At 48.8% G+C, this 13,047-nt stretch carries 14 protein-coding genes and 1 other RNA gene; 13 read left to right on the forward strand and 2 right to left on the reverse strand.

What is annotated here, in order from left to right; translation table 11 throughout:
* Nucleotides 1–2: 2 nt before the first annotated feature.
* The 3 genes from aspS (at nt 3) to NYE37_RS04805 (ending at nt 2,650) form a co-directional block, all read left to right on the forward strand.
* Nucleotides 3–1,796 carry an aspartate--tRNA ligase gene (gene aspS, locus NYE37_RS04795; RefSeq protein ID WP_037996755.1) on the forward strand — a complete coding sequence of 598 codons (1,794 nt, stop codon included), beginning with the start codon at nt 3–5 and terminating at the stop codon, nt 1,794–1,796.
* Nucleotides 1,797–1,834: 38 nt separating this feature from the next.
* A non-coding RNA gene (gene ssrS / locus NYE37_RS04800) (6S RNA) lies at nt 1,835–2,016 on the forward strand.
* A 37-nt stretch (nt 2,017–2,053) separates the two neighbouring features.
* The gene (locus NYE37_RS04805) at nt 2,054–2,650 is read left to right on the forward strand and encodes a 5' nucleotidase, NT5C type (protein WP_037993280.1); all 597 of its coding nucleotides are present in this window, start codon (nt 2,054–2,056) and stop codon (nt 2,648–2,650) included.
* 77 nt (nt 2,651–2,727) lie between these two features.
* Here NYE37_RS04805 and NYE37_RS04810 read toward each other — a convergent pair whose 3' ends face one another.
* Nucleotides 2,728–3,366: a spore coat protein gene (locus NYE37_RS04810; protein ID WP_037993279.1), complete on the reverse strand. Its 639-nt coding sequence runs from the start codon at nt 3,364–3,366 to the stop codon at nt 2,728–2,730.
* Between the two features lie 164 nt (nt 3,367–3,530).
* Between NYE37_RS04810 and NYE37_RS04815 the strand changes: the two genes are divergently transcribed.
* A complete protein-coding gene (locus NYE37_RS04815) occupies nt 3,531–4,121 on the forward strand; it encodes a hypothetical protein (RefSeq protein WP_340711847.1) in 591 nt (196 codons plus the stop codon).
* Between the two features lie 137 nt (nt 4,122–4,258).
* Nucleotides 4,259–4,441 (forward strand): hypothetical protein, encoded by a 183-nt coding sequence (locus tag NYE37_RS04820; protein ID WP_037993275.1) that lies wholly within the window; start codon nt 4,259–4,261, stop codon nt 4,439–4,441.
* Between the two features lie 38 nt (nt 4,442–4,479).
* Here the strand turns inward: NYE37_RS04820 and NYE37_RS04825 are convergent, their stop codons facing one another.
* Nucleotides 4,480–5,817: an AAA family ATPase gene (locus NYE37_RS04825; RefSeq protein WP_037993272.1), complete on the reverse strand. Its 1,338-nt coding sequence runs from the start codon at nt 5,815–5,817 to the stop codon at nt 4,480–4,482.
* 296 nt (nt 5,818–6,113) lie between these two features.
* Here NYE37_RS04825 and cymR point away from each other — a divergent pair, with 296 nt between their 5' ends.
* The 8 genes from cymR (at nt 6,114) to NYE37_RS04865 (ending at nt 12,860) form a co-directional block, all read left to right on the forward strand.
* Entirely contained in the window at nt 6,114–6,533 is a 420-nt protein-coding gene (cymR, locus tag NYE37_RS04830) for a cysteine metabolism transcriptional regulator CymR (RefSeq protein ID WP_037993270.1), read from the forward strand.
* 80 nt (nt 6,534–6,613) lie between these two features.
* The gene (locus tag NYE37_RS04835) at nt 6,614–7,756 is read left to right on the forward strand and encodes a cysteine desulfurase family protein (protein WP_049720415.1); all 1,143 of its coding nucleotides are present in this window, start codon (nt 6,614–6,616) and stop codon (nt 7,754–7,756) included.
* A gap of 70 nt (nt 7,757–7,826) precedes the next feature.
* Complete coding sequence (locus NYE37_RS04840) at nt 7,827–8,333, forward strand: hypothetical protein (protein ID WP_037993265.1); 507 nt, start codon at nt 7,827–7,829, stop codon at nt 8,331–8,333.
* 68 nt (nt 8,334–8,401) lie between these two features.
* Nucleotides 8,402–10,657 carry an SF1B family DNA helicase RecD2 gene (recD2, locus tag NYE37_RS04845; RefSeq protein WP_037993263.1) on the forward strand — a complete coding sequence of 752 codons (2,256 nt, stop codon included), beginning with the start codon at nt 8,402–8,404 and terminating at the stop codon, nt 10,655–10,657.
* A gap of 64 nt (nt 10,658–10,721) precedes the next feature.
* Nucleotides 10,722–11,225, forward strand: a complete 504-nt coding sequence (locus tag NYE37_RS04850) for a PRC-barrel domain-containing protein (RefSeq protein WP_049720414.1) — start codon at nt 10,722–10,724, stop codon at nt 11,223–11,225.
* A gap of 15 nt (nt 11,226–11,240) precedes the next feature.
* Nucleotides 11,241–11,441 (forward strand): hypothetical protein, encoded by a 201-nt coding sequence (locus NYE37_RS04855; RefSeq protein ID WP_037993262.1) that lies wholly within the window; start codon nt 11,241–11,243, stop codon nt 11,439–11,441.
* A gap of 27 nt (nt 11,442–11,468) precedes the next feature.
* Nucleotides 11,469–11,669, forward strand: a complete 201-nt coding sequence (locus NYE37_RS04860; RefSeq protein WP_037993259.1) for a hypothetical protein — start codon at nt 11,469–11,471, stop codon at nt 11,667–11,669.
* Nucleotides 11,670–11,786: 117 nt separating this feature from the next.
* Complete coding sequence (locus tag NYE37_RS04865; RefSeq protein WP_309485132.1) at nt 11,787–12,860, forward strand: AI-2E family transporter; 1,074 nt, start codon at nt 11,787–11,789, stop codon at nt 12,858–12,860.
* Nucleotides 12,861–13,047 lie beyond the last annotated feature (187 nt).

Below are 13,047 nucleotides of genomic sequence, written 5' to 3' on the forward strand. Positions count from 1 at the left end.
GCGTGGAACAGGTTTACCGTACTCATTATGTTTCCGAATGCACCAAAGAACTGACCGGAAAAATGATTGTGTTAAATGGATGGGTTCAAAAGCGCCGGGACTTGGGCGGTCTCATTTTTATCGACTTGCGCGATCGCACCGGGCTGGTGCAGGTTGTGTTTAATCCGGAGATTTCGGCGGAAGCGGCGGCGGTTGCCGACCAAATCCGAAGCGAGTATGTTTTGGCGGTGCGCGGGGAAGTGGTCAAACGCGACCCGGAAAATGTCAATCCCAACATGGAAACCGGTGAAATCGAGGTACTCGCAAAAGAGGTGCACGTGTTTAATGCTGCCAAAACCCCGCCTTTCATGATTGCCGATGATGAAGAAGTGGATGAATCCATCCGCTTAAAATACCGTTATCTGGATCTCCGCCGCCCGGGCATGCAAACCACCATGCAAATTCGCCATAAAGCGATGCAAGTGGTTCGCCGCTTTTTGGACCGGCACCACTTTATGGAATTGGAGACCCCGATGCTCACACGTAGCACACCGGAGGGGGCACGCGATTATTTGGTGCCGAGCCGTTTGCACGAAGGGGAATTTTATGCCCTTCCCCAATCGCCTCAATTGTTTAAACAGTTGTTCATGGTGGCGGGCATGGACCGGTATTTCCAATTTGCCCGTTGTTTCCGGGATGAGGATCTGCGTGCAGACCGGCAACCGGAATTTACCCAAATCGACATTGAAGCTTCCTTCTTGCCGGCCGAAGAACTGCAGTCGATGATGGAGCAAATGATGGCCGAATTGTTCCAAGAGACCATCGGGGTCAAGGTGGAAACCCCTTTCCCGCGCCTCACTTATCAGGAAGCCATGGAACGCTACGGATCGGATAAACCGGATTTGCGTTTTGGCATGGAGCTGAACGATCTGTCGGAAGCCTTGAAAAACACTTCTTTCCAAGTCTTTGCCAAAACCATCCAAAACGGCGGGCAAGTCAAAGCGATTTGTGCCAAAGGGTGTGCCGGCTGGAGCCGGAAAGAAATCGACGGTTGGAGCACCAAGGCTCAGGAACTGGGGGCAAAAGGATTGGCATGGTTGGCCTTTAAAGAGTCCGGCGTGAAAGGATCGGTGGTCAAGTTTTTAACGGAGGAAGAGATTGCCCGGATTCAGGAAATCACCGGTGCCGGGACGGGAGATTTGTTGTTCTTTGTCGCAGACCGGCCCTCCGTGGTGGCTCATGTGCTGGGGCAATTGCGGTTGCTGCTGGGACAGGAGCTGGGCTTGATCGACCCGGATGTATACCGGTTCGCCTGGATTGTCGATTTCCCTCTGCTTGAGTATTCGGAAGAAGACGGACGCTATTATGCGATGCATCATCCGTTTACGATGCCGGTGGAAGAAGACATCGATCTGTTGGAAACCGAACCGGGCAAAGTGCGGGCCAAAGCCTATGACATGGTTTTAAACGGTTATGAAATCGGCGGGGGAAGCCAACGGATTTATCAACGTGAAATTCAGGAAAAAATGTTTAAAGCGTTGGGCATCACCGAAGAAGAAAGCAAAGAAAAATTCGGCTTTTTGCTGAGAGCTTTCGAGTACGGGGCTCCGCCGCACGGAGGAATTGCTTTCGGGTTTGACCGGATTGTCATGTTGCTGGCCAAACGGAGCAATCTCAGGGAATGCATCGCCTTCCCGAAAACCGCGCAAGCCAGTTGCTTGTTGACCGAAGCGCCATCTCCGGTTGAAGAAAGCCAGTTGGATGAACTGCACATCCAAATCAAACCAAAGAAGAAGGCAGAAGACGTTCTGGCTTGATGCATCTATAAATTTTTGGTAATATAGAAGCAACCAAACGAGTCCTGCGATGTACGTGTCCGCCGGGATGTTTTGAGCCAACACCCACGAAAAGGGAGTCTGCGTCATCCATGCTAGGGGAAGCCACGCAATGTGAGTGGACCTTCGAACATGGATGCAGGACACCCACCTGCGAGAGAGCAGGTTCAAAACAAACGGAGCACGGCATAACGGGACTCTTTTTTATTATGTGTGGATGGCAGAGGAAGGCGAAAAACATGATTATTGGTGTGGATATCGATAATACCATCAAAGATACTCACCGTGCCGCTGTGGAAATTTACAACCGGAAATTGAATCAACAAGTCAAAGTGGAAGATGTGCAAGACTTCTATTTGGATAAAGCGTATGGCTTGACACCGAAAGAAGGGCAAAAACTGTGGCGTTCTCTGGAAGAAGAAATTTACCAACTGGGTGTTCCGTTAAATCATGCTGTGGAAGTATTAAATGATTTGGCTGACCAAGGACACCAGATTTATTTTATCACCGCACGACCCGGTTTGAAAAATATTGAAAGCGTTACCAGGAAGTGGCTGAAAGAACATGGCTTTCCCTATAACGGAAAAAATCTGATCATGAATTCGCAAGATAAAGGAAAAGTTGCCAAGGAATTGGGAGTGGAGCTGTTTTTCGAAGATGCTCCCGATCATTTGGAAAAACTGGTGAAAAGCCAGGTGCCCACGGTGATCGTCGATGCCGTCTACAATCGCGACTTTCCGGTGCCTTTAAAACGGATCACCAACTGGCGGCAAGTGTATTCATTGGTGGAAGAAATGGAACGTTCCAAACAAAAAAAGGACACTGATGAACCGTAAAGCGCCCCACCGATGCTTTGCGGCTTTTGTTTTGCAAAAAATGCAAACCGCCCCTTTGAAAGGAGCGGTTTTCCCGTTTATTGCACCGGTGCCTGGGGGGAAGAGGACATCGTGGCATTGGACGGTTGGTAAGATTGGATCATTTGTTGCATGACATTGGCCGGGAGCTGAGGCACCTGATAGTACCCTTTTTTGTTTTGATACAGGAAGATTTCGTACGCCATTTCCAGGCAGTTGGCCACGCTGTCTTGAACGACGCGGCGTACCACGGGATTGGTGATTTCGCAGGCAGCTCTTGCTTTCTCGGTGGCAGAGGTTTTCATCAGCCCCATCATTTGTTGGGAAATGTTCTCGTTGTTCCATTCATTGGCGGATTGGATCGGCTTCTTGGGCGTACCGGCTTCCAAGCCGTAAATCACATTGTTTCCTTGCTTCATTTCATACTTTCCGGTGGGTTGTTGAGGCGGGGTACCGGTGGAGAAACATTCAAGCAATGTATTATATTCTTGTGTCATGAAGTCATGTTGCCGCCGGATGATATCGCGAAGCTCTTGGCAAGTGCATTGCTGTTCCATCATGGTATATTGGTTCAATGTGTTGATGCCAAAAGATAAAAGTTCATGCACATCCATTATTTCATGAGCACCATGGTTCAGTGAAGGGGGAACCGAGGGGTTCATGGTTTGATTTTCCTGTTGATGTTGAAATTGATTCATAATTTCTTCCTCCTTTCTGAGTCAACATTAGGTAATATGACCAAATAGATAAATGATACTCTTGTTTTTTTTAGTAAATAGTTGGTAAAGTAAAGGGTTCATTTAAACGATGTCGAAGATTCCATATTTATGATCTAAATTCTCTACATAAGGAGGATTTTTCATTGAAAATCAAAGTGGTTACACGGAAGGTGTCGGGATCGACCTTGCCGCCGCTTCCTTCCTCCAGAAAGAAACAACGCATCCCCAACAAGCTGGTGTGGACGTGTGTGATTTTGCTGGCTGTGGGACTGGGTGCCGGACGTTTGATGGATAATGAAGATCAAAGAGAGGCTGTCCACGGGTTGTCTGCGGAAAGGGTCGTGGTGCGGCATGTTCCTGAGATTCCCGAGATCACCCGGACGTTCCATGCACCGGAGCCCGCGGCTCAAGCGTCGGAAGAAGACACCGATACCCAAACATTCGAAGCCGACATTCATGAGGAAAGAACCAGAGAAGTGGAAAAAACCCCCGAACCGGTTCAGGTGCCAAAGGTGAACCCGGTCGACAAAGATGAACCGGAAACCACGAGTCCGGACCCCAAAGAAGAGGAAAGACCCGTTGAACCTTGGCAAGCCGACCGGGTTTATCAACCGGGAGATTATGTCCGGTATGAAGACAGGGTTTATGTGGCGGAAAGAGAGAATCAGGGGATTCAACCGGGGGCCGGGTTAAACGGCGATGAGGAAAACCCTTGGAAACAGGTGGAACGGTAGATATCCCTTCCATGAAGGGATCACTTTTGTAAGAATTTGAAATCATCTTGACAGAAATTCAATCTTTTTGTATGAATTAGATGACTTGGAATCTTTACATAACAATCGATAATATCTGGAAAAAAAGGAGCCGGGGAATGAAGATCAAACATTTTGGGATCATGATGCTCGTGATCGCGGTGATTTATGCTTTGGTTGAGATTTTGACCTATGACGGGGGATTTAACTTTTTTGTGCCCTTTGCTTTGGCACTGGCCGGGATCGCTGCTCTGAAACGAAAAGACCGGGAAGAAAAAATATTTAAAAAGAAAGAAAGCTGACGGGGAAAGATTGAATCAGGTACGAGCCGTACCTGATTTTATTTTTGGGATTCCCCGGGCGTTTCCTTCATCCAGTTCATAAACAGTTGCAATTTTTTCTCATAACCGTGTGTTGTCGGATGGTAAAAGGTTTTCCCGCGATGTTCCGCCGGTAAATAATCTTGCCGCACATAACCGCGGGGATAGTCGTGCGGATACAAATATCCTTTTCCTCTGCCTTGTTCTTTGGCGCCGTGGAAGTGCGCATCGCGCAAATGCGGGGGAACGGATCCGTCTTTTTCGTTCTCGACAGCTTGCATGGCTTCTTGAATTCCCCTCACCACGGCATTGCTTTTCGGGGCGGTGGCGATGTAAATCACCGCTTGTGCCATGGGGATTTGTGCTTCAGGCAGGCCCACCAGGTCCACCGAGTGTGCAGCGGCTGAGGCGATCAACAGTGCGCGCGGATCGGCCATTCCGACATCTTCGGCCGCATGGATCAAAATCCGGCGGGCGATGAAACGGGGATCTTCCCCGGCCTTTAACATTTTCGCCAGGTAATAAAGCGCGGCATCCGGATCCGAACCGCGCATGCTTTTGATAAAGGCGGAAATGGTATCATAATGGTTGTCGCCGCTTTTATCGTAACGCACCACTTTTTTCTGAATGGATTCTTCGGCAATGTCCAACGTGATGTGGCGGACCCCGTCTTGGTCAGGGGGAGTGGTCATGACAGCGAGTTCCAACGCGTTTAAAGCGTTGCGGCTGTCTCCGCCGGCCACGCGGACGAAATGCTGAAGCGCTTCTTCATCCAAGCGGATGTTTTCCTTGCCGTATCCCCGATCCGGGTCCTGTAAAGCTTGGAGCAGAATTTGCCGGATTTCGGAATCCTTCAGCGGTTCCAACATAAACATGCGGGAACGGGAAAGCAGCGCGGCATTCACTTCAAAAGACGGGTTTTCGGTCGTTGCGCCGATCAGGATGATGGTTCCGTTCTCCACGTGCGGGAGCAGGGCATCCTGCTGTGAGCGGTTGAAGCGGTGGATTTCGTCAATGAAGAGGACGGAACGCCGGCCGTGCATGGTTAACCGTTCTTTGGCTTCCGAGATGACTTGGCGTAAATCTTTGACGCCGGCGGTCACTGCATTCAGTTGTTCAAAGTAAGCTTGCGTGTGGTTGGCGATCACATGCGCCAGGGTCGTTTTTCCCGTGCCGGGCGGTCCGTATAGAATAATGGAAGACAGGCGATCGGCTTCGATCATCCTCCGGAGCAGTTTTCCCGGTCCGATGATATGTTGTTGTCCGATCACTTCATCGATGTGGCGGGGACGCATCCGGGCTGCCAGTGGTTCGCTTTCCTTTTTGGTTTGTTGGTATCCATATTCAAACAAGTCCATATGGTTCCGCCTTTCCTGATCAATCATCTACGTTTTATTTTTATGATAAATTCAGGAAAAGTAAAGGGAAACAGAACGTTTTCCAAGCGGAATGTAACAAAAAGTACAGGAAAAAAGATTGCTAAAAGAGAATGAAGCTATGATACACTGACAATGAACTGTCGATCCATTCTTGCGATTGGCACACGGGCATCGGAAATTTTTGTATCCGGTTAAAAGAAAAAACGTCGGGAAGCCGGAAACGGCATATGAAAACCATAAAATGTTTGATTAAGTAAGTTAAAGGAGTGGCAATCTTGAAAATTTCAACCAAGGGTCGATATGGTTTAACCATTATGATGGATCTGGCCAAACGGTTTGGACAAGGGCCGGTTCCTTTAAAAAGCGTGGCTGAACGCCACGGGTTATCGGAGCATTATTTGGAACAGCTGATCGCCCCGCTGCGCAATGCCGGTCTGGTGCGGAGTGTACGCGGAGCTTACGGCGGATATAAACTGGCAAAAGATCCCGAAGAGATCACCGCCGGAGACATCATCCGGGTTTTGGAAGGCCCCATTAACCTGGTGGAATACACCGAAGAAGATGATCCTGCCAGGCGGAACTTGTGGAAACGCGTCCGGGATGCCATTGTCAAAGAATTGGACAGCACCACGCTGGCCTCATTGATCAATGATTCCGATGACGGAAATCATGACGGTTATATGTTTTATATCTGAAGAAACTTTTAAAAAGAAGCGAAAAGGCGTATCTTTTTATTATAGATTTTTAAAGAGTTCAGCAGGTAAGGTGAAAATCAATGCCAATTTATTTAGACCATGCAGCGACAACACCGATCCATCCAAAAGTGAAAGAAGCCATGTTGCCTTTTTTGGATCATGCGTTTGGGAACCCCTCCAGTATCCACCAATACGGCAGGGAAGTGAGAAGCGCGCTGGATCGGGCACGTGATCAAATCGCACAAAGCTTGAATGCCGACAGCAGCCGGATTGTCTTTACCAGCGGCGGAACTGAAGCAGATAACCTGGCCTTGTTCGGGGTCATGGAGGCAGAACGCAAAAAAGGCAGAAATCATTTGATCACATCTCAAATTGAACACCATGCGGTTTTGGATACATGCCATTATTTGGAACGGAACGGGTTTGAAGTCACTTATCTTCCGGTGGATTCCAAAGGGCTTGTGGATTTGGAAGCTTTGAAAGAGGCGACCCGGCCGGATACGGCTCTTGTTTCCATCATGTATGGAAACAATGAAGTGGGCACCCTTCAGCCTGTCTGGGAAATCGGCGAATGGGCCCGGGAACGGGGGATTTTTTTTCATACCGATGCGGTGCAGGCATTCGGGGTGGAAGAAATCGATGTAAAAACATTACCCGTGGATTTGGTTACCATCTCCAGCCATAAGATCAACGGTCCCAAAGGGGCGGGTGCCCTTTATTTCGCACCGGAGGTTCCGCTGATTCCCCGCTTTTTTGGCGGTGCCCAGGAAAGAAGGCGCCGTGCCGGAACGGAAAACGTTTTGGGAATCGTCGGATTTGGAAAAGCAGCTGAAATCGCCGGCCAAAAACGCCGGGAGCACAGGGCAAAAATGGAAGGGTTGCGGAAACTCTTTTTGAAAGAGCTGCAAAAACGCGGAACCCGTCACGTGATTAACGGCGATCCCGACCGGAGCCTTCCCCACATTGTCAATGTTAGTTTTCCCGGTACGGATTCCGAAACGTTACTGATGAATTTCGATTTGGAAGGAATTGCGTGTGCGAGCGGTTCGGCATGTACATCCGGAACGCTGGAAGTGTCGCATGTCTTGAAAGCGATGAATTTGCCGGATGAAGTGACAAAATCGGCCATTCGCTTCAGTTTCGGCTGGGAAAATACCGAAGAAGAAGTGAGACAGGCGGCGCAAATCACAGCGTCGGTTGTGGAGAGATTGACTTCGGTGTAAAAACCGGCAAAAGCAGGAATGGACAAGGGTGGAGATCGAAACAAATGGAAAAAGAAAGGGAGGGAGACCATTGAATTTGCATGCCCTTGATCAAATGGAAGATTGGGAAAAGGAATTGGACAACATTGACTGGAAAACCATGCTTGCCGACATTGACCGTGCATTGATGGATAATTTGGCCGCCGAGTTGGGTTTTCCTTCCTACCAACGTTTGGAACAAGCTTCGGAGCGGGTGGTGGAAGACTTTTACGTCGCCCACCTTTCCGACGGCCGGTGGGTGTGGTGGAATCCGACCACGTATGCCAAAGAAGATCCGTTGTATTTTGAGAATAAACAACAAATTATGGAGTTTATTGCCAAAGTATTAAAGTTGGAAAAAAAACATTTAAGACGCTTGGAACAGGGGCTGGATCAAGTAGTGCAAACCAAGCGCTGCCGTTGTTGCGAACACGAATACAATCCGTTTGACCCGTCCCGCATCGATTGGGATGCGGAGCAGGAGCAAGCGGAATTTTGCTCCCCCGAATGTGCGATGGAATATGTGATGGATGAAATGAAAGAAGATTTTACGGGATAATTCTTAAAAGCGACCTCAGATGTTTGTTTGAGGTCCTTTTCTTTAAGGCATGAATCAGGGTGAGTGTCATGAATACACAGTTGGATCTGTTTCAAGAAAGCTATGTCAAAGGCGTTTTCAAACAGGAAATTTTTTATAACGAGGAAACCGGATATGGCGTGTTTATATTGAAGGTGACGGATGCTTCCGAGGAAGTGGAGGAAGAGGAGATCACCGTGGTCGGCAATATGTTGCGCCCGTATCAGGAAGAAGTTTATTGTTGCTACGGAGAGTGGAGAAACCATCCCAAGTTTGGCCGGCAATGGTATGCCCATCGCGTGCAAAAAGAGATTCCGCGCTCCAGAGACGCCATCATCCGTTATCTTTCCAGCGGGCTGTTCTCCGGCGTGGGGCAAAAGACGGCAGAAAAAATCGTTGATTTTTTGGGGACGGAGGCGCTCGACAAAATTGCAAACGATCCCCGTTGTTTGGAGGAAATCAAAGGGATTTCGGCCGCAAAAGCCCGGAAAATCGCTGAGCAACTTCATGACCATCAGGGACTGGAGCAAGCGTTGGTTTATTTGTATCAATTCGGAATCGGCCCGGCCTTGGCCTTGCGGATCGTTCAAACATATAAACATGAGACCATCTCCATTCTGAAAGAAAACCCCTACCGGATGATTGAAGAAATTGACGGAATCGGGTTTCGGCGGGCCGATGAAATTGCCAAAGCACAAGGGCTCAGCGAAGATGCGCCGGAGCGTTTTCAAGCCGCGTTGCTGTATGTGATCAAGGAAGCCTCTCTGTCCCGGGGACATGTTTACGCCACTTGGGAACAGTTGAACGAAGCGGTCAATGATCTGTTGGGGGAAGAGGCGGTCCGATGGTTTCCGGAAGAGAAACGGACGCTTTATATTGAGCATCTGTTGGATGATGACCGGTTGATATTAGAAGACGGCCGCTATTATCTGCCTTCGTTGTATTACGCGGAATACGGGCTTGCCATGCGGGTCAAGCAATTGCTGGAGGAGCCGTTTGAGCCGGATTACTCGGTGGCGGACATTTACGGAAAAATCGGGGAGATTGAAGAAGAGTTGTCAGTCAGTTATGCCGAAAAGCAGAGAGATGCCTTGATCACGGCGATGTTGTCTTCCTTGATGATCTTGACCGGTGGGCCGGGAACGGGGAAGACCACCGTGATCCAAGGGATTTGTCAGCTGTTTTCCCGCCTGAATGAAATTTCCATCAATCCCGAGGATTACAAAGGAACGGAGAAGCCGTTTCCCATCCGGCTGGTTGCGCCCACCGGGCGGGCCGCCAAGCGGATGTCTGAAACCACGGGGCTTCCGGCAATGACGATTCACCGGTTGTTGGGATGGAAAGGAGAATTTTTTGAGCATCATGCCGATCATCCGATTGAAGGAAGTTTGTTAATTGTGGACGAGGTTTCGATGCTCGACATCTGGCTGGCCAATTCACTTTTCCGGGCGATTCCAAAGGGGATGCAGGTGATTTTGGTCGGGGATCAAGACCAGCTTCCTTCCGTGGGACCCGGTCAGGTTTTGCATCATCTCTTGCAGGTGAAAGAAATTCCCCGTGCCGAGTTGACGGAAATTTTCCGGCAACAGGAAGGCTCTTCGATCATTGAGCTGGCGCATGCCGTGAAAAACGGTGAGGTTCCGGATGATTTGTTGTTGCCCCGGCCCGACCGCCGTTTTTTTTCGTGCAAAAAAGAACAAGCGCTGTCCGTCATAGTGCAAACCGTCGTCAATGCCGTCAAAAAAGGGTACACGTTGTTTGACATCCAGGTTCTGGCCCCGATTTACAAAGGCCCCGTCGGGGTGAACCGCATCAACGAAGAGATTCAAGCCGTTTTAAATCCCCCGGGCCCGCAAAAAAAAGAAATTGCTTGGGGAGACACGGTGTTTCGGTTGGGAGACAAAGTGTTGCAGCTTGTCAATCACACGGAACATCCGGTTTATAACGGGGATATGGGCATCATCACCTCCATTGACGAAACGGCTTCCGGGGATCAGCCGGTGTTGTGGGTGCGGTACGACCGGTTGGAAGTTCCTTATAAAAAGACGCAATTGGGCCAAATTTCCCTGGCATATGCCTGTTCCGTCCATAAGGCGCAAGGATCCGAATTTCCGATTGTGGTGTTTCCGGTATTATTTGCTTTTCGCCGGATGCTGGAGCGGAATCTGATTTATACGGGGATTACCCGGAGCAAATCGTATCTGATCATGTGCGGGGAAAAGGAAGCCTTGGTCGAGGGATTGAAAAACCAACGGGGTGAGGAACGAAACAGCCGGCTTCAAGATTTGATTGAGGAAGACTGGTAACAAGTCCCCCGCATTTCCGACGGTGATCCGCCAATACTAAGGGTAGCGGGGGAGGCTGATATCCTTGCGCAAATCCCAGGAAGTGATCGGGCTTTCCATCATCCATCTTGAAACAGGCAAGAAGTTGGGAACCGTCTGTGATCTTCTGTTTGATGAAGAGCAACAGTTCAGGGGTATTTTGATGGAAGACGGCGGTTTGTTTAAAAGGCGAAAGTTTATTTCGACGGACCATATCGTTTCCATCGGAAATGATGCCGTCGTAGTGGACAACGAGCATCCATTTTCCGCCAACCCGAAAAACAAGAATTGGATGAGCATTTGTTCGGGAGACAAGAAATTAAAAGGACGCACCATTTTAACCAGCAGCGGATATGAAATGGGTTTGGTGGAAAATGTCTATTTTCTGGAAGAAATGGGGACGCTGATAGGGTACGAACTCTCTGACGGCATCTTAAATGACATTCGGGACGGCAGAAAGTGGTTGAAAACGAAAAAACCGCTGATTTGGGGAGAAGATGTGTTGATTGCCCCCGCCGACCAAATTGAAGTCAAAGATGCCAATTCTTGAAGGAAGGAAATCAGTATGCTTCGTTGTCCGAATTGCAATTCTCACGACCTGGGAAAAGTGGGAACCAATCAGCTGTATTGCTGGCACTGCTTTGTGGAAATCACCACAGAAGAAGATCAAATTACCTCGGTGTATCAAGTGGAAGAAGACGGAACCCTGACTTCCCTCAATGACCTGTTTTTGGAGGAAAGCTCTCACCTTTCGTATTTGGACTGACCTCACCCACAAGGAGGGAGCTTCGTCATGCGCCGGACACTTTACACCCTTATCGCAGGCGGATTGATTTTATTCGGCTTCAGACGGATGATGCACATGCGGCAAAAAAGCAAGATGCAGTACTATTTGCAGTCCATGATGCGTGCCATGCAAAAAAACAAATGGTTGCGCAAAATCATGATGGAAGGGCTCATGAAAGGGCTTCGTCGCTTCCAAATCGCAAGATAACCAAACCCCGCGAAAATCCCCGGGCCCAAAATAAGCCCGGGGATTTTTTGCTTCTCATAAAATGAGACAGGTTTTCGTATCTTATAAGTAAGATTGGTTTTTCGGGAGGTGCCGTCCGTGGAGCAATGGAAAATGCCGCAATATTTGCATCGGGCTCTTTTTGTCCTTGTTCTGCTCGGCATCTTGTATTTTCTTATGCAACTCGGACCGTGGATATCGGGCATTTTTCGTTTTTTAAAGGCGGTTTTCGGCCCTTTTTTAATTGCCATGATCATTTCCTATTTATTAAATCCGGTGGTCAATTTGTTGAGCCAGAAGTTTCTGCCGCGCAGTCTGGCGGTGTTGCTCATATACAGTTTGTTTATCCTGTCTCTGGTGATTTTGGCGATGAACACCATTCCGCTTTTGCAACATCAATTCAAAGAGTTGGCTGAGCATCTTCCGGAATGGAATGAGCGGATCCAGCTCATGATCAAAGAATACAATGATCACAGCAAAGAGTTGTTGCCTTTTGGGGTCAAAGAAGGCATCGAGCAAGCATTGTCAAAATTGGAGCATAAGATGACCGGTTATGTGGGAAACATGATGAGCGGGATCGGCAGCACCATCAACCAGTTGTTTCTCGTTTTGATCATTCCTTTTTTGGCTTTTTACATGTTAAAGGACATTCAATCCATTGAACGGACATTGCTTACTTTGTTGCCCAAAAAACAGCGCAAGCCGATTCTCCGTTTGTTGAGGGATGTGGACGATGCACTGGGCAATTACATTCGCGGGCAGTTTCTGGTTTGCGTGGTTGTCGGGGTGCTGGCATATATCGGTTATCTCATTGTGGGGTTGCCCTATGCACTCTTGATGGCGGCTTTGGTTGCCGTCTTTAATGTCATTCCGTATCTGGGCCCCATATTTGGCCTCATTCCGTCATTGTTTGTGGCACTGACCGTTTCTCCCAAAACGGCCGTCGGCGTTGTGATCGTCAATCTCTTTGTCCAGATGCTGGAAGGGAATGTGATTTCGCCACAGATTGTCGGGCGAAGCCTGCATATGCATCCGTTGTTTATTATCTTGGCCTTATTGGTCGGTGGGGAAATCGGGGGGGTTTTGGGATTGCTTTTGGCTGTTCCCGTTTTTGCGATGGGAAAAGTGACGGTGGAGCATATTTTGCAACATTTTATTGAACGAAGGGTTTGAAACCCGGCAAAACAGATTGTATAATAAAAAAACCAAAGAGCATCTGGAATATGTGAAACATGATGAAGGAACCGAGTGGATTGAATCCCCGCCAGAGAGAAAAGCCCGTGGGCTGAGAGGCTTTTCCGGAACCGATCGATCCACGGCCAGTTCCGGAATGCAGCTAATCCCTGCCGGCAGAATCTGC

Origin of the sequence: Thermoactinomyces sp. FSL K6-2592 (assembly GCF_038006465.1) — a bacterium.
In the GTDB taxonomy this organism is placed as follows: Bacteria; Bacillota; Bacilli; order Thermoactinomycetales; family Thermoactinomycetaceae; genus Thermoactinomyces; species Thermoactinomyces vulgaris.